This window comes from Microbacterium sp. EB106-03-03-XG65 (genome assembly GCF_058791955.1).
The window spans coordinates 1,531,291-1,554,031 of record NZ_JBYTEB010000001.1 but is presented as its reverse complement, the minus strand read 5'-3'; the positions used below and the strand labels follow the sequence as shown (position 1 = coordinate 1,554,031).

The 22,741-nt window shown below is 69.6% G+C and carries 21 protein-coding genes; 15 read left to right on the top strand and 6 right to left on the bottom strand.

Annotation, left to right across the window (positions count from 1 at the left end; all coding sequences use genetic code 11):
• Positions 1-6: 6 nt before the first annotated feature.
• Complete coding sequence (locus AC3WS6_RS07260; protein WP_492500372.1) at positions 7-1,293, bottom strand: hypothetical protein; 1,287 nt, start codon at positions 1,291-1,293, stop codon at positions 7-9.
• Positions 1,294-1,543: 250 nt separating this feature from the next.
• On the opposite strand from AC3WS6_RS07260, the gene AC3WS6_RS07255 reads away from it, so the two are divergent.
• Positions 1,544-2,863, top strand: a complete 1,320-nt coding sequence (locus AC3WS6_RS07255; RefSeq protein WP_492500371.1) for an MFS transporter — start codon at positions 1,544-1,546, stop codon at positions 2,861-2,863.
• A 59-nt stretch (positions 2,864-2,922) separates the two neighbouring features.
• Here the strand turns inward: AC3WS6_RS07255 and ptsP are convergent, their stop codons facing one another.
• From ptsP to dhaK, 3 genes are read right to left on the bottom strand one after another with little or no spacing between them, the layout of a single operon-like run.
• On the bottom strand, positions 2,923-5,412 hold the full coding sequence (gene ptsP, locus AC3WS6_RS07250) for a phosphoenolpyruvate--protein phosphotransferase (protein ID WP_492500370.1): 2,490 nt from the start codon (positions 5,410-5,412) through the stop codon (positions 2,923-2,925).
• Complete coding sequence (gene dhaL / locus AC3WS6_RS07245; protein ID WP_492500369.1) at positions 5,412-6,053, bottom strand: dihydroxyacetone kinase subunit DhaL; 642 nt, start codon at positions 6,051-6,053, stop codon at positions 5,412-5,414. The genes ptsP and dhaL overlap by 1 nt, the downstream gene beginning before the upstream one ends.
• A complete protein-coding gene (gene dhaK, locus AC3WS6_RS07240; protein ID WP_492500368.1) occupies positions 6,053-7,045 on the bottom strand; it encodes a dihydroxyacetone kinase subunit DhaK in 993 nt (330 codons plus the stop codon). The genes dhaL and dhaK overlap by 1 nt, the downstream gene beginning before the upstream one ends.
• Positions 7,046-7,107: 62 nt before the next feature.
• On the opposite strand from dhaK, the gene AC3WS6_RS07235 reads away from it, so the two are divergent.
• The gene (locus tag AC3WS6_RS07235) at positions 7,108-7,971 is read left to right on the top strand and encodes an IclR family transcriptional regulator (protein ID WP_492500367.1); all 864 of its coding nucleotides are present in this window, start codon (positions 7,108-7,110) and stop codon (positions 7,969-7,971) included.
• Between the two features lie 6 nt (positions 7,972-7,977).
• Here the strand turns inward: AC3WS6_RS07235 and AC3WS6_RS07230 are convergent, their stop codons facing one another.
• Complete coding sequence (locus AC3WS6_RS07230; RefSeq protein WP_492500366.1) at positions 7,978-8,589, bottom strand: TetR/AcrR family transcriptional regulator; 612 nt, start codon at positions 8,587-8,589, stop codon at positions 7,978-7,980.
• 113 nt (positions 8,590-8,702) lie between these two features.
• Here AC3WS6_RS07230 and AC3WS6_RS07225 point away from each other — a divergent pair, with 113 nt between their 5' ends.
• Genes AC3WS6_RS07225 through paaK form a run of 6 tightly spaced genes read left to right on the top strand, consistent with a single transcriptional unit; the run spans position 8,703 to position 15,286 of the window.
• A complete protein-coding gene (locus AC3WS6_RS07225) occupies positions 8,703-9,890 on the top strand; it encodes a thiolase family protein (protein ID WP_492500365.1) in 1,188 nt (395 codons plus the stop codon).
• Positions 9,887-10,615 carry an enoyl-CoA hydratase/isomerase family protein gene (locus AC3WS6_RS07220; RefSeq protein WP_492500364.1) on the top strand — a complete coding sequence of 243 codons (729 nt, stop codon included), beginning with the start codon at positions 9,887-9,889 and terminating at the stop codon, positions 10,613-10,615. The genes AC3WS6_RS07225 and AC3WS6_RS07220 overlap by 4 nt, the downstream gene beginning before the upstream one ends.
• Positions 10,612-11,478, top strand: a complete 867-nt coding sequence (locus AC3WS6_RS07215) for a 3-hydroxyacyl-CoA dehydrogenase family protein (RefSeq protein ID WP_492500363.1) — start codon at positions 10,612-10,614, stop codon at positions 11,476-11,478. The genes AC3WS6_RS07220 and AC3WS6_RS07215 overlap by 4 nt, the downstream gene beginning before the upstream one ends.
• Entirely contained in the window at positions 11,475-13,556 is a 2,082-nt protein-coding gene (gene paaZ, locus AC3WS6_RS07210) for a phenylacetic acid degradation bifunctional protein PaaZ (protein ID WP_492501463.1), read from the top strand. The genes AC3WS6_RS07215 and paaZ overlap by 4 nt, the downstream gene beginning before the upstream one ends.
• Positions 13,557-13,561: 5 nt before the next feature.
• Positions 13,562-13,945 carry a hydroxyphenylacetyl-CoA thioesterase PaaI gene (paaI, locus tag AC3WS6_RS07205; protein ID WP_492500362.1) on the top strand — a complete coding sequence of 128 codons (384 nt, stop codon included), beginning with the start codon at positions 13,562-13,564 and terminating at the stop codon, positions 13,943-13,945.
• Positions 13,946-13,987: 42 nt separating this feature from the next.
• Entirely contained in the window at positions 13,988-15,286 is a 1,299-nt protein-coding gene (gene paaK, locus AC3WS6_RS07200; protein WP_492500361.1) for a phenylacetate--CoA ligase PaaK, read from the top strand.
• A 30-nt stretch (positions 15,287-15,316) separates the two neighbouring features.
• On the opposite strand, the gene AC3WS6_RS07195 is transcribed toward paaK, so the two are convergent.
• Positions 15,317-17,437 carry a RecQ family ATP-dependent DNA helicase gene (locus tag AC3WS6_RS07195; RefSeq protein ID WP_492500360.1) on the bottom strand — a complete coding sequence of 707 codons (2,121 nt, stop codon included), beginning with the start codon at positions 17,435-17,437 and terminating at the stop codon, positions 15,317-15,319.
• A gap of 94 nt (positions 17,438-17,531) precedes the next feature.
• Here AC3WS6_RS07195 and AC3WS6_RS07190 point away from each other — a divergent pair, with 94 nt between their 5' ends.
• From AC3WS6_RS07190 to AC3WS6_RS07160, 7 genes are all read left to right on the top strand, one after another.
• On the top strand, positions 17,532-17,951 hold the full coding sequence (locus AC3WS6_RS07190; protein ID WP_492500359.1) for a pilus assembly protein CpaE: 420 nt from the start codon (positions 17,532-17,534) through the stop codon (positions 17,949-17,951).
• A 109-nt stretch (positions 17,952-18,060) separates the two neighbouring features.
• Positions 18,061-19,062, top strand: a complete 1,002-nt coding sequence (gene paaA / locus AC3WS6_RS07185; protein ID WP_492500358.1) for a 1,2-phenylacetyl-CoA epoxidase subunit PaaA — start codon at positions 18,061-18,063, stop codon at positions 19,060-19,062.
• On the top strand, positions 19,062-19,367 hold the full coding sequence (gene paaB, locus AC3WS6_RS07180; RefSeq protein ID WP_201469171.1) for a 1,2-phenylacetyl-CoA epoxidase subunit PaaB: 306 nt from the start codon (positions 19,062-19,064) through the stop codon (positions 19,365-19,367). Before paaA ends, paaB begins: the two co-directional genes overlap by 1 nt.
• A complete protein-coding gene (gene paaC, locus AC3WS6_RS07175; protein ID WP_492500357.1) occupies positions 19,364-20,206 on the top strand; it encodes a 1,2-phenylacetyl-CoA epoxidase subunit PaaC in 843 nt (280 codons plus the stop codon). Before paaB ends, paaC begins: the two co-directional genes overlap by 4 nt.
• Complete coding sequence (paaD, locus tag AC3WS6_RS07170) at positions 20,200-20,706, top strand: 1,2-phenylacetyl-CoA epoxidase subunit PaaD (RefSeq protein WP_492500356.1); 507 nt, start codon at positions 20,200-20,202, stop codon at positions 20,704-20,706. The genes paaC and paaD overlap by 7 nt, the downstream gene beginning before the upstream one ends.
• Positions 20,706-21,884, top strand: a complete 1,179-nt coding sequence (gene paaE, locus AC3WS6_RS07165; protein ID WP_492500355.1) for a 1,2-phenylacetyl-CoA epoxidase subunit PaaE — start codon at positions 20,706-20,708, stop codon at positions 21,882-21,884. The genes paaD and paaE overlap by 1 nt, the downstream gene beginning before the upstream one ends.
• 10 nt (positions 21,885-21,894) lie before the next feature.
• Positions 21,895-22,665 carry an enoyl-CoA hydratase/isomerase family protein gene (locus AC3WS6_RS07160; protein ID WP_492500354.1) on the top strand — a complete coding sequence of 257 codons (771 nt, stop codon included), beginning with the start codon at positions 21,895-21,897 and terminating at the stop codon, positions 22,663-22,665.
• Positions 22,666-22,741: the final 76 nt, after the last annotated feature.

Sequence of the window (22,741 nt, the reverse complement as noted above, 5' to 3'; positions counted from 1 at the left end):
CGGTCATCAGCCGAAGAGCAGGGGCTTGCGTGCCGTCGCGTCTTCGACCGTGATCCCCACGATCGTCGCCCCCGCATCCACCACGTCACGGTCCGCCTGGAACAGGAACACCTGTCCGTCACGGGTCGCGATCTCGTAGTAGTCGTCGCCGGATGATGCCACGTCGACGATCGTGCCGCCCGGGAATGCCGCGATCGCGTCTGCGACCGGGTCACCCACTCGCACATCGCCACGCGCCGGCAGCGCCGCACCGTCCTGAGCCGCGTCGTCCAGGGTCCGCGCATTGCCGACCGTGATCGACTGCACGGCATCGACACCGTCCGCGGGCTGCACCTGGATCGACCCGGTGATGTCGGCGTCGACGAGCGTCCAGGGGCCGCCTTCGAAGGACGGCTCGACGACCTCGTCAGCGCCCGCGGCCGCGAGCGCCGAGTCGAGTTCGTCACCGAGGCGGAGGGGACCGACTCCCCCGACTCCGATCTGCCAGTCGCTCCAGACGTCGCCGGGGTCGTCCGACGGATCCTCCTCGCCGAGGGGCGGCGTCGCCGTGAGCTGCTCCACGAGCCCCTGGCGCGCCTCGTCAGCACGAGCCAGCAGGAGCGTCGCGGCTGCCTCCGCATCGAAGGAGCGATCGCCGCCGAACGGCTGCCACAGCTGCACGATGACGTTCCCCGTCGAGGCGAACGCACCGAAGGACTGCCAGCCGAGACCCGCATCGATGAGGGTTCCCGCGAAGCCGCGTGCATCGCCGGCGCTCTCGGGGATGACCGCGTCGAACGTCACGGGACCGCCCTTCGTGAACTCGGAACACTGCTGCGCCGCCTGCACCAGCTGATCCATGCGTGTCCGCGCCTGCGCCTCATCCGCGAACTGCAGAACGAGGAGTCTCCCGAATCCGTACTCGGGATCGGCGGGCACGCTCCAGTCGATCGCCCTCGCACCGACGGATCCGAGCGACTGCTCCACGTAGAGCGCCTCGCAGATCGCAGGGATCGCCGTCGCACCGCCCCCGTCCGACACCTGCTCGAGCACAGGCGACGGCTCTGAGATGTCGGCGGCATCAGACACGATCCCGGAGATCTCCGCGGGAGTCAGTGCGAAGGCGGCGAGTTCGTCCCCGACGAAGACGATCGGCCCGGCATACGGCGCGGGCGCAGCCGTCGTCGGTGGAGGGGAGGGCTCAGGCGACGGGGATTCCTGCACTCCGGGCGCACAGGCCGTCAGCGCGATGACGCTGGTGAACCCGATGATCGCCACTGCAGCCCTGGCTCGTCGTGAGCGATTTTCGACCATGAGACCCTCCGAGATCTTCACGCGCCGCGTGCGGCGCCCCTGCGCCGAGAGTATGGCAGCCGCGGGACGTCGTCGAGAGCCGCCGACATGTCGATATCAGAATGAGAGCAGATGCATACCGAACCCGGCATATCTTTCCCGCAGGCACCGACTGCGCTAGCATCGTCATTTACTGACCGATCATTCGGTAAGTGACCTCGACGCGACGCCGCGTCGCTCATCCCCCACCCGCTGAACAACGGAGTTCGCAATGACGTCAGCAGTATCCCCTCGCAGTTCGACGGCCCGGATGCCCGCAGAGGAACGGCGGGTCCTCGCCAGCACCCTCGTCGGCACCTCGATCGAGTGGTACGACTTCTTCATCTACGCACAAGCCGCCGGGCTCGTGCTCGCCCCGTTGTTCCTGGCGCCGATCGCCGAGGAGAACAAGGGATTCGCGCAGGTCCTGTCGTTCGCCACGATCGGGATCTCGTTCCTGTTCCGCCCACTCGGGGCCATCATCGCCGGGCACCTGGGCGACAAGCTGGGCCGCAAGAAGATGCTGGTCTTCACGCTCGTCATGATGGGACTCTCGACCTCTCTCATCGGCATCCTCCCGACCTACGCGGCGATCGGCGTCGCGGCACCGATCCTGCTCATCGTGCTCCGCATCCTGCAGGGGTTCTCCGCAGGCGGCGAGTGGGGCGGCGCAGCGCTGATGGCCGTCGAACACGCCCCGACGAACCGACGAGGTCTCTTCGGCGCGTTCCCGCAGATCGGCGTCCCCATCGGCATGATCCTCGCCACGGCCACGCTCTGGGTGCTGACTAGCTCGATGTCGCCCGAGGCGTTCCTCGAGTGGGGTTGGCGGATCCCCTTCCTGATGTCGATCGTGCTGATCGCCGTGGGCTACGTGATCCGCCGCGCGGTCGACGAGAGCCCGGTCTTCGAAGACCTCCGCCGTCGTCGGCAGGAGGCGTCAGCGCCGCTGGGCCGCCTCTTCCGCAAGAACACCAAGCAGGTCGTGCTCACCGCCCTGATCTTCATCGGGAACAATGCCGCCGGCTACCTGCTCATCGCATTCTTCGCCACGTACGCCGTCACCGCGCTCGGCATGGAACGTCCTCCTGTGCTGCTGGCCACGACACTCGCGTCGTTCGGATGGCTCATCTTCACTCTCTGGGGAGGCCATCTGTCAGATCGCCTCGGCCGAGTCCGGACCTTCCAGATCGGGTACATCGCGCTCGCACTCTGGGCGGTGCCGATGTGGTTCCTGATCGATACGGCGAACATCTTCTGGTACTTCGTCGCACTGTTCGTCATGACCTTCGCGCTCGGGCTCTCATATGGCCCCCAGGCGGCGCTCTACGCCGAGATGTTCCCCGCGAACGTCCGCTACTCCGGAGTCTCGATCGGCTACGCGCTGGGCGCCATCCTCGGCGGTGCCTTCGCGCCGATGATCGCCGAGTCGCTGATGAACCAGTTCCAGGCGGCGTGGACCATCGGCGTCTACATCGCCATCGCGGCTCTGATCTCGCTCGTGGGCGTATCGATGGTCAAGGAGACGAAGGGCGTCGATCTGCACGCCTGACCCTGAGAGCGCACAGCTCGATGGCGGCCCGATCGATGATCCGACCGGGCCACCATCTTTCAGGGGGCGAGGATCGCAGCGGCCACCGCTCGCACGTCGGCAGCGGTCACGGCTCGCAGCGCGGCGTCGGCCGCCTCGCGACACTGCGCCTCGGTGACAGCGGCGAGCGCGGCGGCGACACGGCCGAGGGCGCGGGGCGTCATCGACAGCGAGGTGACGCCGAGCCCCACGAGCACGGGGGCGAGCGCGGGATCGGCAGCCGCCTCTCCGCACACGCCGACGGGAAGGCCCCACCGACGCCCCGCGCTTCCTGCCGAGCCGATCAGCCGGAGGACCGCCGGCTGCCAGGGGTCGTTCAAGTCACCGAGTTCTCCGAGCAGTCGATCCGCCGCCAACGTGTACTGCGCGAGGTCGTTCGTACCGATGCTGACGAAGTCGACCACCTCGAGCATCTCCGACGCGAGAAGCGCTGCCGAGGGTGTCTCGATCATCACCCCCACCGTGTCGAGGCCGGCCTGCCGCGCGCGCTCGGTGAAGTCCCTCGCCTCTTCCACCGTCGACACCATCGGCGCCATCACCTCGACCATCGCCGACTCCGCCTCAGCAGCCAGTGCCAGAGCACGCAGCTGATCGCCGAGCAACGCGGGCTCCCGACGGGAGATCCGCAGACCACGCACTCCCAGGGCCGGATTCGCCTCGGCATCGGCGTTCGCGAACGGCAGAGGCTTGTCGCTGCCCGCATCGAGCGTGCGGACGACGACTCTTCGCCCAGGGAACGCAGCGAGCACTCCGCGGTACGCGTCGACCTGCTCATCGACCGACGGCGCGTCGATACGGTCGAGGAAGCAGAACTCGGTGCGGAACAGCCCCACGCCTTCAGCCCTCGACCCGGCAGCCACGACAGCCTCGGCTGCTCCCCCGACATTGGCCAGCAGCGCGATCCGGCGTCCGTCTGCGAGCACGCCCTCGCCCTCGAAGGGCACCACGACGGCGGTGGCCGCGGTCTCGGCGACGCGTGAGCTGCTCGGCTCGATCTCGACCGTGCCCCGTTCGCCGTCGACGAGGACCACCGAACCCGACGGGACCCCGGTCGCGCCGACCACCCCCACCACCGCGGGGATGCCGAGCGAACGGGCGATGATCGCCGTATGCGAGGTGGGCCCGCCCTGTTCGGTCACGAGCCCGACGCAGCTGCCACCGTCGAGGGCGGCGGTGTCTGCGGGCGCGAGGTCGGTCGCCACCAGGATGAACGGGTCATCGCGCTCGGGCACACCCGGCATCTCGAGGTCGAGGATCTCTGCGATCATCCGATCGCGCACATCACGGACGTCCGCTGCACGCTCAGCCGTCCGACCGCCGAGTGCGACGAGACCCTTCTCGCGCGCCGCGGACGTCTCCCACACGGCCCGCGCGGCCGTGCGCCCTCGCGACCGCACGAGCTCTGCCGCTTCAGCGACCAGCTCGGGGTCGGCGGCGAGCAGACCGGACGCGTCCAGGATCGCCCGCGCCTCCCCTGTCGCCGCCGAGGCTCGCGCGCGCAGCTCGTCGGTCACCGCCTCAGCCGCCCGCTGCACCGCCGACACCTCGCTCTCACGTGCGGCGATGGCGATGACCTCGTCGGGATCGGGCTCGCGCACCGGCGCGGCAAGCGACACGGCCTCGGCGGCGACCCTGCCCGGGCTCACACCGCGGCCGCGCAGCACGTCTCCCGCCTGGACCACACGGGCGGATCGCGTCTCGAATCCGGAAGCGCGGGCCTTCCCGGAATCGGAGTCGGAACCGGAACCGGATGCGGAACCGGCCGGCTCCGCATCCGTACCCTCGCCGAATCCGTCGTCGAACAGGGAAGCCAGTCGGTCGAGAGCCCCCTCCGCGTCCGGTCCGAGCGCGGACAGCTCGATCTCGTCGCCCTGCCGGGCACCGAGGATCAGCAGTCGTGACAGGCTCGCGGCCGACGCCTCGGGTCCGTCCGGCAATCGGCGCAGTCGCACATCGATGCCCGCCGATGCCTCGGCGATCAGGGCCGCCGGTCGCGCGTGTATCCCGAGCGGGTTTCGCACGACCACCGTCCGCGTCACGGCTCCCGAGCGGTCGGTCGGGAGGGACTCGACCGCAGCCGAGTCCGTCGACGGGTCGTCGAGCTGGTCGGTCTTCGCGTCGAGCGCGCTCGACGCCTCCCCGGCGACGACCTCCAGCGATCCGCCCGCCGCGGCCGACACCACGGCCGCAAGCAGCCCTTCCACGAACGGCGCGGGGGCGAGGCGCACCGGCACTACGCTCGCCCGCAGCTCCAGCGCGAGCTCCGCACTCAGCACCGCGGAGCCGAGATCCATGAGCACCAGCACCCCCTCGCAGTCCTCCGCGAGCGCGTCGATCGCGGAAGCGACCGCGACAGCGTCGGTCCCGAGGATCGGCGTGCCGTCGGCATCCGTTCCCGCCCCGGCGGCGACTTCCACCCGTGCGCCCCCGCCCTGGACCATCTGCAGGGCAAGCTCCAGTGCCGCCTCCCCGAGACGAGCGCTGTGGGAGACGGCGACGATGCCGATCATCAGGACGATTCCGCGGTCGCCTGGGCGAGGGATTCGAACAGCAGTGTCATCGACGCCGCACCCGGGTCGAGATGCCCGGCGCTGCGTTCGCCGAGGTAGCTCGCGCGTCCCTTCCGGGCGACGAGCGGTTCGGTGGCGTCCCGTCCGGACGCGGCCGCCTCTGCGGCCGCCGCCGTCGCCGCAGACAGCTCTGCCCCTCCCGAGATCGCCGCGTCGAAGGCATCCGCCGCGGGCGCCATGGCGTCGTACATGGTCTTGTCGCCCGCCTCAGCCTTGCCGCGAGCGACGATGCCATCGAGTCCGGCACGCAGCGAGCCGCCGAGTCCGGCGCCATCGAGCTCGGTCACGGGCCCTGCAGCCATCCCCATCCGCAGGAACAGCGTGCCGTAGAGCGGCCCGCTGGCGCCTCCGACCGAGCTCACGAGAGTCATGCCGACGGTCTTGAGCAGCTCGTCGACCGTGTCGGGCACGCCCGCGTCGAGCTTCGCCACGACCGCCTCCATGCCACGGGCCATGTTCGCGCCGTGGTCGGCGTCTCCGATCGCCGAGTCCAGCTCGGTGAGCCATTCGCGCTTCTCGGCGATGACGTCGCGGAACCGCCGGATCCAGTCGGCCAGGGCCGCGGTGTCGATCGCCGCCATCATGCCCCCCACCGCAGTCCGGGGGTGTTGACGGGTGCGTCCCACAGCCTGAGCAGCTCGTCGTCGGCCTTCAGCACCGTGAGCGAGCACCCGGCCATGTCGAGCGAGGTGATGTAGTCGCCGACCAGGTTGCGGGCGATCTGCACTCCCGCCTGCTCGAGCAGCGCGGCCACCTCGCCGTACATCAGATACAGCTCGATCAACGGGGATCCGCCCATGCCGTTGAGCATCACGATGGCGGGACCTGAGACGTCGAGATCGGCGAGGATCGGCTCCACGAGCTGCCGGGCGATCTCGGATGCCGGCGCCAGTGGCTCCCGGTGCCGACCGGGCTCGCCATGGATGCCGATCCCGATCTCCATCTGGTCCTCGGGCAGATCGAACGTCGGCTTGCCCGCTGCGGGAACCGTGCAGCTGGTGAGCGCCATGCCCATCGACCGCCCCTGTCCGTTGATGCGCTTCGCGAGGGCAACGACGGCATCGAGATCCTGCCCCTCTTCAGCCGCGGCGCCGACCAGCTTCTCGAGCAGCACCGTGAGTCCGACGCCACGACGCCCTGCGGTGTAGAGGGAGTCCTGCACGGCGACGTCGTCGTCGACGATCACGGTGCCGACCTCGATGCCCTCCATCGAGGCGAGCTCCGCCGCCATCTCGAAATTGAGCACGTCGCCCGTGTAGTTCTTGACGATGTGCAGCACGCCGGCCCCGCGGTCGACGGCTTTCGTGGCCGCCTGCACCCGATCGGGTGTGGGCGAGGTGAAGACCTCGCCGGCGACGGCCGCGTCGAGCATCCCGACGCCCACATATCCCCCGTGCAGCGGCTCGTGGCCCGACCCTCCGCCCGAGACGATCGCGACCTTGCCTTCCGCCTTCGGCGTCGAGCGGGTGATCACATGCGTCTCGAGGTCGACCGAGAGCTCCGGATGCGCGAGTGCGACGCCGCGCAGCGATTCGACCAGCACATCGGTGGGGTTGTTGATGAGCTTCTTCATCGTTCGATCTCCTTTGATCTTCACGGCGGCGATTTTTCGCAATATTGGAAAGTTATTCGTCAATGTCGAATATGCTCGGGCGCAGGCGAGTTGTCAAGATCGACCTGACGACCGATGCGACCGCCCGGCTCGACGACGACCCGGAGGGAGGAGCCGCGATGATCCAGGCCATCGATCGCGCAGCGAAAGTACTCGAGCTGCTGCAGGGGGCACGCCATCTCGGCATCACAGACCTCGCACTCGCCTTGAGCCTGCCTCCGTCGACCGTGCACGGGATCGTCAAGTCCCTGCGCGAGCACGGTCTCGTCGCGAAGGAGCGCGGCGGGCAGCGCTACATGCTCGGCCCCACCCTTCTGCGGCTGAGCAACGTCTATCTCGACACCCTCGATGTCAGGGCCAGGGCCATGCGGTGGACGCAGGAGCTCGCCCGCCGGACGAACCTCCCGGTCAGGCTCGGAGCGCCGCACTTCCATGAGGTGCTCGTGATCCACCACGACCTGCGTCCGGATGACAGCCAGCAGATGCTCGAGACCGGCGTGGCGATCCCCGCTCATGCCTCCGCGATGGGAAAGGTGCTGCTCGCGCACGACCTGGGGTTTCAGCGCACCGTCTTCGAGCGGCCCCTGCACAGCCTCACCGGCGACACGATCACCGACGTCGCCCGACTGCTGCTCGACCTGCCGGCCATCGCCGAGCGGGGCAGCGCCGCAGAGACCGATGAGGCTGTGCTCGGCGAGTCGTCCGTCGCCGCGCCGGTCGCCGACGCGTCGAACGACATCGTCGCCGCCGTGGCCGTCGTGATGCCCACATCGCAGGCGCCCGCCTCGGACACGGTGCTCAACGCGCTGCGCGAGACGGCACGCAACATCTCCCGTGAGCTCGGAGCGACCAGCTGGCCTCCCCGGGTGGCGCCGGCCGACGACTGAGCCCGCTCAGCGGGACTGCAGTCCGTCCAGGCTCACCCGCAGGATGTCCTCCCCCAGCTCGTCGGGGTCGACGGGGCCGCCGGGTCGATACCACTCGACGACCGAGTTGATCATGCCGAAGATCAGCCTGGTGGCGACCGCCGCATCGACGTCGTCTCGGATCAGCCCCTCGGTCTGCGCCTCGGACACGATCGCCGTCACGCGCTGATCGAACGCACGCCTGCGCACCAGCGCCGCGGTCTCGACGTCGCCGTTCCCCCGCACCCGCAGCAGCAGCGTGACCGAGGGCAGCTTCTCGGTCAGCACGCGCACCGCGCCGCGGACGATCGCCCGCAGGCGGTCGGAGGCCAGCGAGTGCTGCGCGGTCGCGTCATCCACGACGGCCTCGAGGGCATCGAGCGCGTCCCTCAGCGCGAGCTCGAGGATCGCCGACTTCGATTCGAAGTGGTGGTAGAGCGCCGACTTCGTCAGCCCCAGCGTCGCACTGAGGTCCGCGACGCTCGTGGCGTCGTACCCGTGCTCGTTGAAGACCTTGACGGCGACCGCGAGCACCTGCTCGCGGTCATATCCTGGCCGGCCGCGCTTGGGGGCCGGCGCCTCGATTCCGGGCTGCGCCATGGGCCCAGTCTGTCAGTCTCCCGATGAGTTGCCATTCGTGCACGGATCTGAGATCGTATTCCTGACCGATCGGTCTGAAATTATCGCCAGCGTGGGCGTTCGAGAGGATGACGATGTCCGAGGCCTATCTCGTCGACGGGGTCCGCACCCCTGTCGGTCGCTACGGAGGCGCACTCGCCGGCATCCGCCCCGATGATCTGGCGGCCCTCGTCGTCGGTGCCACGGTCTCGCGAGCCACCATCCCCGCCGACGAGATCGACGAGGTCATCCTCGGCGCGGCGAACCAGGCGGGCGAGGACAACCGCAACGTCGCGCGCATGGCCGTGCTGCTCGCGGGTCTCCCGGATTCGATCCCCGGATTGACCGTCAATCGCCTCTGCGCCTCGGGGATGTCGGCCATCGCACTCGCCGCCAACGCGGTGCGCGCAGGAGAGGCTGACCTGATCGTCGCCGGTGGCGTTGAATCCATGACCCGGGCGCCCTGGGTGCAGGCGAAACCCGAGCGGGCATGGGCGAAGCCCGGTGCTGCGCACGACACGTCGATCGGGTGGCGCTTCACCAACCCGCGGCTGAGCGCCCGCCACAAGGCCACCTTCTCCATGCCCGAGACGGCCGAAGAGGTCGCTCGCATCGACGGGATCACCAGAGCGGATGCCGACGCCTTCGCGCTCCTGAGCCATCAGCGCGCCATCTCCGCGCTCGACGCCGGCCGCTTCGTTCCGGAGATCGTGGGCGTCGAGACGAGCCAGGGGCTGGTCGACGCCGACGAGGGGCCCCGGCGCGGCACCACGCTCGACGCCCTGGCCGCACTGCGTCCCGTGGTCGCGGGGGGCGAGGTGGTCACGGCAGGCAACTCCAGCTCGCTGAACGATGGAGCCTCGGCGATCGTCGTGGCGAGCGCCGAGGCGGTCGAGCGACACGGCCTGCGTCCTCGCGCGCGCATCGTCGCGTCGGCGACCGCCGCACTCGCCCCGGAGATCATGGGCCTGGGTCCCGTGCCCGCCACGCAGAAGGCGCTCGCGAAGGCGGGTCTGCAGGTCGGCGACCTCGGCGCCGTCGAGCTCAACGAGGCCTTCGCGTCGCAGTCCCTCGCCTGCATCCGCCGCCTCGGGCTCGACCCGTCGATCGTCAACGCCGACGGCGGAGCGATCGCGCTCGGCCATCCCCTGGGTTCCAGCGGATCGCGACTGATCGTCACGCTGCTCGGCAGGCTCGAACGCGAGGACGCCCGCTACGGCCTGGCGACGATGTGCGTGGGGGTCGGTCAGGGCACCGCGGTGATCGTGGAGCGTCTGACGTGACGCTGCGCATCGAGGAGCATCGAGACCGGGTGATCGCGACGCTCGATCGACCCGAGAAGCGCAATGCCATCGACCAGTCGACGATCGACGCGCTGCACGACCTGTGCACGCTGCTCGAGGAGACGCCGCGCACTCTGATCCTCACCGGTGTCGACGGCGTGTTCGCGGCGGGCGCCGACATCGCCCAGCTGCGCGATCGCACCGCCGACGACGCCCGGCGCGCGATCAACGCGACCGCGTTCATCCGCATCCACGAGCTTCCGATGCCGGTGATCGCCGCGATCGACGGATACGCGCTCGGGGGCGGAGCAGAGCTCGCCTACGCCGCCGACATCCGCATCGCGACGCCGTCCCTGCGCATCGGCAATCCCGAGACCGGACTCGGGATCATGGCAGCCGCGGGGGCGACGTGGCGCCTGCCCGAGATCGTCGGCGACGCGCGGGCGAGCGAGCTGCTCCTCACCGGTCGGGCCCTCGATGCCGAGGAGGCGCTGCGGTGGGGACTCGTGTCGTCGCTGCACCCGGCTGACGAGCTGCCCGCGGCCGCGCACCGGATCGTCGATCGCATCGCGGCGAACGACCCCCTCGCGACGCAGTACACGAAACGCGCTCTGCGCACTCCGCGGGCCGGCCACCCGGCGATCGAGGTCGAGCTGCAGGCCGAGCTCTTCGAGTCGCCCGAGAAGGTCCGCCGCATGACCGACTTCCTGGAGAAGAGACGATGAGCGACATCGGCAGCGCCCCGAATCGGGTCGGTGTTATCGGAGGCGGCCGCATGGGGGCGGGGATCGCTCATGCGTTCCTGCTCGCGGGCTCTCACGTCCGTGTGGTCGAGCGCGATGCGGCGAGCGCCGTCGCGGCGCTGACCCGCATCGGTGACAGCATCCGCAGGTCTGTCGAACGCGACCCGTCTCTCGACGCGTCCGAACTGGCCGGGCGCCTCACGACGGGCGTCGACACCGGCGCGTTCGCCGAGGTCGATCTCGCGATCGAGGCGGTTCCCGAAGACCGCGCCCTCAAGGAGGACGCACTGTCGCGCGCCGAGGCTGTGCTGTCGTCATCGGCGATTCTGGCGAGCAACACCTCGTCGATCTCGATAGACGATCTCGCTGCCGCCCGCAGACACCCGGAGCGATTCCTCGGCCTGCACTTCTTCAACCCGGTGCCCGCGTCGGCGCTCGTCGAGGTCGTGCGCGGCGCGACGACTGACCGGGCGGTCGTCGAGACCGCCACCGCCTGGGTGGCGGCCCTCGGCAAGACGCCGATCGTCGTCAGCGACTCCCCGGGCTTCGCGTCGTCGCGGCTCGGAGTCATGCTCGGCCTCGAGGCGATCCGGATGCTCGAGGAGGGCGTCGCCTCGGCCTCCGACATCGATGCGGCGATGACGCTGGGGTACCGGCATCCGATGGGTCCGCTGCGCACCACCGACATCGTCGGGCTCGATGTGCGCCTGGGCATCGCGGAAGAGCTGGAGCGCACGCTGGGCGAGCGGTTCGCTGCACCGCAACTGCTGCGCCGTATGGTCGCCGAGGGAAAGCTGGGCCGCAAGAGCGGCGAAGGGTTCTACGCATGGAACGAGGAGAGATGACCGAGTATCTGCCGAGCTACGTCCAGGGCGAGTGGTGGACGCCCTCGGCGCCGGAACGATCCATCGATGTCCGCGACGCCTCCACCGGCGAGATCGTCACGCGCGTCTCGACCGAGGGCCTCGACCTGGCGGGTGCACTGGAGCACGCCCGCTCCGTGGGGCAGACGAGCCTCGGTGCGCTCACGTTCCACCAGCGGGCCGTGCTGCTGAAGCAGTTCGCCCTCGCACTCACCGAGCGCAAGGACGAGCTGTATGCGCTGTCCGCGCGCACCGGCGCCACCAAAGCCGACTCGTGGGTCGACATCGACGGCGGCATCGGCGTGCTGTTCTCCTACTCGGGCAAGGGCCGCCGGGAGCTGCCGAACAGCCGCGTGCACGTCGACGGGCCCGTCGAGCCGCTGTCGAAGGACGGGTCCTTCCTCGGGCGGCACGTGTACACGACGCTCCCCGGCGTGGCGGTGCAGATCAACGCCTTCAACTTCCCGGTGTGGGGGTCGCTCGAGAAGTTCGCCCCCGCGTTCCTCGCCGGCATGCCGACGCTCGTCAAGCCCGCGACGCCCACGGGATACGTCGCCGAGGCGATGGTGCGCATCCTCGTCGAGTCGGGGCTGCTGCCCGACGGATCGCTGCAGCTCGTCAGCGGCAGCGTTCCCGACCTGTTCGAGAACCTGAGGCTCGGCGACATCGTGGGCTTCACCGGCAGCGCATCGACGGCGGAGAGCCTGAGAGCCCACGCCGCGGTGCAGACCGGCGGCGTGCGGTTCACCGCCGAGACCGACTCGATCAACGCCTCTGTGCTCGGCACCGATGCGACCGAGGGCACCCCCGAGTTCGACGCGTACGTGCGCCAGCTCGTCACCGAGATGACGAGCAAGGCCGGCCAGAAGTGCACGGCCATCCGCCGCGCGATCGTCCCCGCGCGCTCCGCCGATGCGGTCATCGGTGCCGTGCGTGCGCGCCTCGCCGACAAGACCGTGCTGGGCGACCCCCGCGCCGACGGCGTCACCATGGGCCCGCTCGCCTCGACCGGACAGCGCGACGAGGTGCTGCGCCAGGTCGATCGTCTGCAGTCAGCGGGCGGGCAGATCGTCATCGGAACGACGGATGCTCCCGAGGTCCGCCTCGCCGACGGCAGCACGGGCACCTCGCCCGACGGAGCCTTCGTGTCGCCGCTGCTTCTGCGCTTCGACGACTCGCAGTCAGACGCGGCGCACTCGATCGAGGCCTTCGGCCCCGTGTCGTCGCTGCTCACGTACGACACCATCGCCGAAGCCGCAGCCCTCGTCGCCCGAGGGGGCGGCTCGCTGGTCACCAGCATCGCCACCCACGACCCCGAGCAGGCGGTGCAGCTCGCCACACGCATCGCGCCGTTCAACGGCCGGATGCTGCTGCTCGACCGCGATGACGCGCGATCGTCGACCGGTCACGGGTCCCCGTTGCCGAATCTCGTGCATGGCGGCCCCGGTCGAGCCGGCGGCGGCGAAGAGCTCGGCGGCATCCGCGCCGTGCTGCATCACATGCAGCGCACGGCGGTGCAGGGTTCGCCCGAGATGCTCACCGCGCTCACCGGCGTGTGGCACGCGGGGGCCGCGGCGCGCAGCGACGGGCGGCATCCGTTCCGCAAGTCGCTCGCGGAACTGCGGATCGGAGACCAGATCGTCTCCGCCTCGCGCGAGGTCACCCTCGCCGACATCGAGACCTTCGCGCACTTCACTGGCGACACGTTCTACGCCCACATGGACGAAGCATCCGCCGCCGCGAACCCGTTCTTCCCCGGACGGGTCGCGCACGGCTACCTCCTCGTCTCGTGGGCGGCCGGCCTCTTCGTCGATCCGGAGCCCGGACCCGTGCTCGCGAACTACGGCCTGGAGAACCTGCGGTTCATCACGCCGGTCTCCCCCGGCGACACGATCCGCGTCGAGCTGACCGCGAAGCAGATCACGCCCCGCGAGACCGACGAGTACGGAGAGGTGCGCTGGGACGCCGTGATCCGCAACCAGAACGACGAGCTCGTCGCCACCTACGACGTGCTCACTCTGGTGAACAAGCAGCCGACGCCCGAGGTCGTCGCCGCATGAGGGCGATGATGCAGCGCGATGCCGCATCGATGATGCTCGGGATGACCGTCGAGCACGACGCCCCCGGAGAGGCCGTCGTCTCGATGACCGTGCGTGACGACATGCTGAACGGCTTCGCGATCACCCACGGAGGTCTGGTTTTCACGCTCGCCGACACCGCCTTCGCGATCGCCTGCAACGAGGACGATCGCGTCACGGTCGCGGGTGGTGCCGACATCACCTTCCTGAAATCCACGACCGCCGGCCAGCGACTGACAGCGCGCGCGGTGCGCCGTGTCGTCAGCGGACGCAACGGCCTGTACGACGTGACGGTGACCGACGAATCGGGCGACATCGTCGCCGAGGTGCGCGGCCGCTCCCTCACGACGAACCGCTCACACCCCGCCTGAGCGCACGCACGCTCCCTGCTTGTTTCGACGAAGGAGTCGACGATGACCACCACCACACGTGCCGAGATCGGTGCCGAGGCCGAGCTGCATTCGCCCGATCGACTGGCGCGGCTGCAGTTGCAGCGCCTGCAGTGGACGGTGCGGCATGCCTACGAGAACGTGCCGACCTATCGGCGCAAGTTCGACGAGCACGGTGTGCATCCCGACGACGTGCGCACCCTCGACGACGTGCGGCTCCTGCCGTTCACCAGCAAGGCCGACCTGCGTGAGAGCTACCCGTTCGGCATGTTCGCGGTGCCGATGGCCGAGGTGCGACGCGTGCATGCGTCGTCGGGCACCACGGGGCGTCCGACAGTCGTCGGCTACACCGAGGGAGACCTCGACCGGTGGGGCGACCTGGTGGCGCGGTCGCTGCACGCCGCCGGCATCCGCCCGGGGATGAAGGTGCACAATGCCTACGGCTACGGGCTCTTCACCGGGGGTCTCGGCGCGCACGCCGGGATCGAGCGCCTCGGCGCGACGGTGATCCCGGTGTCGGGAGGGCAGACCGCTCGGCAGGTGCAGCTGATCACGGACTTCGAACCGGATGCGATCCTCTGCACGCCGAGCTACCTGCTCACGATCGCGGACGCGATGGAGGCCTCGGGAATCGATCCGACGAGGACGTCGCTGCGCGTCGCGGTGCTCGGCGCCGAGCCGTGGACGAACGAGATGCGTCGTGAGATCGAGCGCCGGCTGAACATCGACGCCGTCGACATCTACGGACTCAGTGAGGTCATGGGGCCGGGGGTCGCAAGCGAGAGCGTGCTCACGAAGGACGGTCCGCACATCTGGGAGGACCACTTCCTGCCCGAGATCATCGACGGCGAGACCGGGGAATGCCTGCCGGACGATGCGCTCGGCGAGCTCGTCTTCACGTCGCTGACCAAAGAGGCCTTTCCGGTGATCCGCTACCGCACGCGCGACCTGACGCGGCTGTTGCCGGGAACGACGTACCCGGCGCTCCGGCGCATGGAGAAGATCACCGGCCGCAACGACGACATGATCATCCTGCGCGGCGTGAACCTCTTCCCCACCCAGATCGAGGAGCTGGTGATGGGCATCGAGACGCTCACACCGCACTTCGTGCTCGAGTTGCACCACGTCGGGCAGCTCGACACGATGACCGTGCGCATCGAGCGGCATCCGTCGCTGAGCGCCGAGGAGTGCGACGCTGCTGCCGCCGTGCTCACCCACCGCATCAAGATGCACATCGGCACCACCGTCGACGTGACGGTCGAGGAGCCGGGCACGCTGCCCCGGAGCGAGGGCAAGTACAAGCGAGTCTACGACCTGCGCTGAGGCGCTCCGGAGGTCGGCGGATCGCCGGCGTCAGCCGCGCAGCGCGAGCACGAACGGGAGCACATCGCTCGCCCCCGCCTGGCGGAGCGTGCGCGCAGCGACCGTGAGCGTCCAGCGACTGTCGGCCAGATCGTCGACGAGCAGCACGGGCCCCGCCGGTACGTCGAGGTTCTGGGCGCTGAACCTGTCCCACAGACCGGCCAATCGGAACACGCTGTTGCCGCCGGGCTGCCCCGTCGGCCCGCCGTTCACGAGGTCGAGCGCGCCCAGGTACGGCAGGCGCCCGATCTCAGCGATCCCGCGGGCGAGCGAGTCGACGAGCAGCGGGTGTGATCGCGACGGCATGGCGACGACCGCGACGGGGCGCTCGCTCCAGCCCCAGTCGGCGAGCACCCGCACACAGCCGCCGAGCACCTGCGGCGTCACGACGGCATCGGGAGCCCCCGCCGCGAAGAGCTCACGCAGCGTGCCGCCCCAGCCGAGGTCGGTGAGGCGGGCGAGCGCCCGCCCTTCGCCGGCCTGCTCCCCCGCGGGAATGCGTCCCTTCACCGGCACGTCGAGCTTGTCGGCCCCGGTCGGCCAGGCACGACGAGGCTCGACCGGCACGCCCACACGATCGAGCGATTCCGCGGCCTGTGTCGTGGCCGACTCGCCGATCTCACTCGGGAACCAGATGCCCGCGCAGTTGTCGCATCTCCCGCAGGGCGCCGCCGTGTCGTCATCGAGCGAGCGCTGCAGGAACTCCATGCGGCATCCGTCGGTCTGCTCGTAGTCGATCATGTGCTGCTGCTCGGCGCGACGCTCGGCCGCGATGCGCTCGTAGCGCTCGGCGTCATAGGTCCACGGCTGCCCGGTCGCGACCCACCCACCCTGCACCCGGCGCACCGCGCCGTCGACGTCGAGCACCTTGAGCAGCAGCTCCAGGGGCGTGCGCCGGATGTCGACCATCGCCTCGAGCGCCGGTGTCGAGATGGGCTGGTCGCCGAGGGCCGCGATGACCCGCTCGGCGCGCTCGCGATCCGGCATCGATGCCGTGGCGAAGTAGTGCCAGATGTCTCGGTCTTCGACGCCCGGCAGCAGCAGGACGTCGGCGCTCTCGCTCGCACGGCCGGCACGTCCGACCTGCTGGTAGTACGCGACCGGTGACGAGGGTGCGCCCAGGTGCAGCACGAAGCCGAGGTCGGGCTTGTCGAAGCCCATCCCGAGCGCGCTCGTGGCGACGAGCGCCTTGACCTCGTTGCGCTTCAGCATCCCTTCGGACTCGGCGCGCTCGTCGGTGTCGGTCTGCCCCGTGTACGCACGCACGTCGTGGCCGTGCTCGCGCAGCAGCCGCGCGGTGTCGACCGCGGCTGCGACCGTCAGGGTGTAGATGATGCCGGAACCGGGAAGGTCGTCGATGTGACTGAGCAGCCACGCGAGCCGGCTGGCGGAGTCTCGCAGACGCAGCACACCGAGACGCAGCGACGTGCGCGCGAGCGGGCCGCGGATCGTGAGCACCTCGGAACCCGCGGCGCCCGATACCCCTCCTGTGCCGAGCTGCTCGGCGACGTCGGCCACGACTCTGCTGTTCGCGGTGGCGGTCGTGGCGAGCACCGGCACCTCGGGTGGCATCTGCTCGATGAGGTCGCGCAGGCGCCGGTAGTCGGGGCGGAAGTCGTGCCCCCAGTCGCTGATGCAGTGCGCCTCGTCGACCACCAGCATGCCGATCCTGCGCACGAGCGCCGGGAGCTGCTGCTCGCGGAATGCGGGGTTGTTGAGGCGCTCGGGTGAGACGAGCAGCACGTCGACCTCGTCGCGGTCGAGCTGCTCCATGACCTCCGACCACTCGTGCGCGTTGGTCGAGTTGATCGCCACGGCGCGGACGCCCGCCCGTTCTGCTGCGGCGATCTGATCGCGCATCAGCGCGAGAAGCGGCGAGACCAGGACGGTCGGCCCGGCCCCCTGACGCCGCAGCAGCAGCGTCGCGACGAAATACACGGCCGACTTGCCCCACCCGGTGCGCTGCACGACGAGCGCACGGCGGCGGCCCTCGACCAGCGCCTCGATCGCCTCGTACTGGCCGTCGTGGAAGTCGGCATCGGGGCGGCCGACCAGTTCGCGCAGTGCCGAGAGCGCGGCGGTGCGGGTGTCGACTGAGGCGGGAGAAGTCATGTCTCCACTCTGCCCCACGCCTCAGACACGGCGAGCTCCCCTCTCCACAGGCGCAATCGCGTCCAGCCCCGACCGGGTCGTCTAGCGTGGAACGATGATCACCCGAGAACTGGCCGTATCCCTGCGCGACGCCGGGCTCGTGTGGCACCCGGCCGAGGGCGACCGCTTTCAGCTCGATCTTCCGAACGAGGTCGAACTCGAAGCCGAGGCCGACGTCTTCACGGTCAGCGGGATGACGATCGAGGCGCGCCAGACGCCGAGCGGTGTAGACCTCGCCTTCAACGGCACGACCGAGTGGGCACTCGACGCCGTCACCCTCGCGGACGCCGTGTGGCTGCCTCGCGAGGATCAGCTGCGCGATCTCCTGCGCGGAACGTTCCGGGCCCTGACCCGCCTCCCCGACGCCTTCGCGGTCGAGGTCGAGATCGCCGGCGAGACGCTGCGTTTCGAGCATCCGGATCCTTCCGAGGCCTACGGCAGAGCCCTTCTCGACCTCGTCTCGCGCTCTCGCTGAGCATCTCGCCGACCCTCGCGTCGGGGCCTTTCTTGCGTCGCGACGACCTCCGTGTCAGAATTACCTAACGACCGGTCAGTAAAACAGGTCGGACACCGAGGAGTCGATGATGACCAGCCCCGCAGACCTCTCCGTCGTAGGCGATGAGCTCTCCGACGACGAGCGCCTGTTCGACGAGCTCATCGCGAACGAGCAGCGCATCGAGCCCCGCGACTGGATGCCGGACGCCTACCGCAAGACGCTGATCCGTCAGATCTCGCAACACGCGCACTCCGAGATCATCGGCATGCAGCCGGAGGGCAACTGGATCACCCGTGCGCCGAGCCTCAAGCGCAAGGCGATCCTGATGGCCAAGGTCCAGGACGAGGCGGGGCACGGTCTCTACCTCTACTCCGCCGCGCAGACACTCGGGATCACCCGCGACGAGATGATGGACCAGCTCATCAGCGGCAAGGCCAAGTACTCGTCGATCTTCAACTATCCCACCCCGACCTGGGCCGACATGGGCGCGATCGGATGGCTCGTCGACGGCGCCGCGATCTGCAACCAGGTGCCGCTCTGCCGCGCGTCGTACGGCCCGTACGGCCGCGCGATGGTGCGCGTCTGCAAGGAGGAGTCGTTCCACCAGCGCCAGGGGTTCGAGATACTGCTGTCGCTGATGCAGGGCACCGACGAGCAGAAGCAGATGGCGCAGGATGCCGTGAACCGCTGGTACTGGCCGAGCCTGGCGATGTTCGGACCTCCCGATGACCAGTCCCCCAACTCCGCGCAGTCGATGAAGTGGAAGATCAAGCGCTTCACCAACGACGAGCTGCGTCAGCGCTTCGTCAGCATGCTCGTGCCGCAGGCCGAGATCCTGGGCGTGACCCTCCCGGATCCGGATCTCCGTCTCGACGACGAGACCGGCCAGTACGTGATCGGCGAGATCGACTGGGACGAGTTCTTCGAGGTGCTGCGCGGCAACGGCCCCTGCAACGCCGAGCGTCTCGAGCGCCGCCGCACGGCGCATGAGGACGGCGCGTGGGTGCGGGAGGCCGCCGCCGACTACGCGCGCAAGCAGCGTTTCGGCTCGCCTGCGGCTCGCTCAACGACCGGCATGGGTGTCGCGTGATGGCGACGCCCGGTGCCGACGAGCGCGAGCCCTGGCCTCTCTGGGAGGTCTTCGTCCGCGCGAACCGCGGCCTGAGTCACGTGCACGTCGGATCCCTGCACGCCCCGGATGCCGACATGGCGATCCGCAACGCCCGCGACCTCTACACGCGCCGCGGCGAAGGCGTGTCGATCTGGGCCGTCCCCGCCGAGGCGATCACCACGAGCGACCCCGACGCGAAGGGCGCCTACTTCGAGAGCCCCGCAGGCAAGAACTACCGGCACGCCGTGTACTACACGGCCTCCGAAGGAGTGCCGCACCTGTGAACGACATCCATGGCGACACCCACGTCGACCTCCACGGAGACGTCTCGGTCGACGAGCTGCGGCTGAGCGATGAGCTCACCGGAACCGGCTCCGCGGCGGCATCCGCCGACATCGCCGAATACGCACTGTGGCTCGGTGACGACGCGCTGATCCTGTCGCAGCAGCTCGGTGAGTGGATCTCCCGCGCGCCCGAACTCGAAGAAGACGTCGCCCTCGGCAACATCGCGCTCGACCTGCTCGGGCATGCCCGCTCGTTCCTCCACTTCGCAGGATCGTTCGACGGCCGCTCCGAAGACGATCTCGCGTACTTCCGCGATGAGCCGGAGTTCCGCAGCGCCTGGATCGTCGAGCAGCCCAACGGCGACTTCGCGCAGACCATCGCGCGCCAGTTCGTCGTCTCGACGTACATGTTCGAGCTGTACTCCGGCCTCCGGGCGAGCAGCGACCCGACCCTCGCGGCGATCGCCGAGAAGTCCCTGAAAGAGGTCGACTACCACCGTGACCACGCGGTGCAGTGGGTGCTGCGTCTCGCCGGCGGCACCGACGAATCCCGGCGGCGGATGATCCGCGCGCTGAGCGACGTCTGGCCGTACGTCGACGAGCTCTTCCGCGACGAGCCCCTGATCGACCGCCTCAGCGATGCAGCGGTGCGACCGTCGACGCTGCGACCCGGCTTCGACGCCGTCGTCGACGCCGTCTTCGCGGAGGCCGAGCTGACGGTTCCCGCCGTCGCGGCATCCTCGGCCGGAGGGCGGCGAGGAGCGCACGCGACCCCGCTCGGCCACGTCCTGGCGGAGATGCAGGTCCTGGCGCGTCGGCATCCGGGAGCATCATGGTGACCGGCGCTCTGCAGACCGAGGCCCAGGCGGATGCGTGGCGGATCATCGCAGCCGTGGCCGACCCCGAGGTGCCCGTGCTCACGATCGAAGATCTCGGAGTGCTGCGCGCCGTCAATGTCGACGGCGACGTCGTGCGCGTCGACATCACCCCGACCTACAGCGGATGCCCGGCGATGGACACGATCCGCGACGATGTCATCCTCGCTCTGACCGCCGCGGGATACGCGCAGGTCGAGGTCCGACTCGTGCTCTCCCCCGCGTGGACGACGGACTGGATGTCAGATGCCGGAAGGCAGAAGCTCGCCGAGTACGGCATCGCGCCTCCGACCGGGCGCTCGGCGATCGCCTCCGGCCCGATCCGCCTCGCGATCAGCGTGCGGTGCCCCCGGTGCGGCTCACTGGACACCCGCGAGGTCTCGCGCTTCGGATCCACGTCGTGCAAGGCGCTGTTCGAATGCCGCGCCTGCCTCGAACCCTTCGACCACTTCAAGGTGCACTGATGTCGCTGTTCGCCGTCTCGGGTTCCGCGCCGTCGCCGTCGCCTCGTCGAGCTGCCGCACCGACGAAGAAGCGCGCGCGCTTCCACACCCTCGCCGTCGAGGAAGTGCGGCCCTTGACCGATGACTCGGTCGAGGTGACCTTCACGGTTCCCGCAGAGCTCGCCGACGACTATGACCACCTGCCCGGCCAGTACGTGGCGCTGCGCACGTCGCTCGACGGCGCTGAGGTGCGTCGGTCGTACTCGCTGTGTCGCGCACCCGAGCATCGCACCGCCGAGCAGATCGCCGCCGGCGTCCCGACCCGGCTCAGCGTCGCCGTCAAGCGCGACGAGGGCGGGCTCTTCTCGACCTGGGCGCAGACGGGCCTGCATCCGGGGTTCGAGATCGACGTGATGAGCCCGCAGGGCACCTTCACCTCGGGCCTCGACGATCTCGATCAGCGTCACGTCGTCGGCATCGCCGCCGGTTCCGGCATCACGCCGCTCATGGCTCTCGCACACACCGTGCTGACGCGCTCCGACACCTCTCGCTTCACGCTCCTCTACACGAACCGCTCGACGCTCGACGTCATGTTCCTCGAGGACCTCGCCGACCTCAAGGACCGTTACCCGACGCGCCTCACACTGCACCACGTGCTGTCCCGCGAGCAGCGCACGGCCCCTGTGCTCTCCGGACGCATCGACGACGAGAAGCTGCGCACCATCCTGCGGGCGCTCATCGACCCGACCGATGTCGACGAATGGTTCCTGTGCGGTCCGCTCTCGCTGGTCGACCTGTGCCGAGAGGTGCTCGCCGACGTCGGTGTGCCGCGTGGGCACATCCGCTTCGAGCTGTTCACGACCGGCGACGAGCCGGTGCGTGCCGCTCGCCCCGTCGAGGTGCGCGCGGGTGAGAGGACGATCCGCATCGAGGTGAATCTCGACGGCGTCTCGTCGACCGTCGAGAGTCCGGTCGATGCGCACGAGTCGGTGTTGAACGCCGCTCTGCGGGTGCGACCCGATGCGCCGTTCGCGTGTGCGGGCGGCGTCTGTGGAACCTGCCGGGCGCGGGTCATCGAAGGCAGCGTGACGATGACCGAGAACTACGCACTGGAGCCCGACGAGTTGAAGCGCGGCTACGTCCTCACCTGCCAGTCCCACCCCACGAGCGAGCGCATCGTGGTCGACTACGACGTCTGAGGAGCCTCCCATGATCGATCTCGCCATCGCCGACGATGTGGCGACCGTCGTCCTGAACGCTCCGGCGAAGCGGAATGCGCTCGACGAGCAGGCGCTGCGCGATCTCGGGCGCGCCTACGACGAGGCGGACGCCGCGGGAGTGCGCGCCCTCGTGCTGCGCGGCGAGGGTCGAGCATTCTGCGCGGGCCGCGACATCGCGGGCGTCGACCCGCGCGACGACGACGTGATCGGTTACCTCGGCGGGCTCGTGACACCGCTGCTGCAGAGGATGTCGCGATTCCCGGCCCCGACGTTCGCGGTGGCACACGGCGCCTGTCTCGGCGTCGGCCTCGGACTGCTGATCGCCACCGACGTCGTCTACGTCGCCGAGTCGGCCAGGATCGGATCGCCGTTCGCCGCCCTGGGGGCCACGCTCGACTCGGGCGGCCACGCCCTCTTCGTCGAGCGCCTCGGCGCTCACAAGACCCTCGACCTCATCTACACCGGACGACTGATGACCGGTACGGAGGCCGTGGCATCGGGGCTCTTCTCGCGGGTCCTGCCCGACGACGAGGTGCTGCAGACGACGACGGATGCCGCGGCGACCGCCGCACGAGGCGCCAGCGCCGCCTTCCTCGCGAGCAAGCAGCTGGTCGCCAGGATCCGCGACGAGCGGTTGGCGCTGTGGGAGTCGATCGATCTCGAGAACGCCGCCCAGGCCGCCCTGTGCGACACCGACGACTACCGCGAGGGGTTCGGCGCGTTCCAGGCGAAGCGCACGCCCGAGTTCCGCGGACGCTGAGCGCTACCCGCCTAGTGCGGCACGGCGGACGAGCGCAAGGCCATCGCCGATGTCGGATGCCGGTGCGAGACTGCAT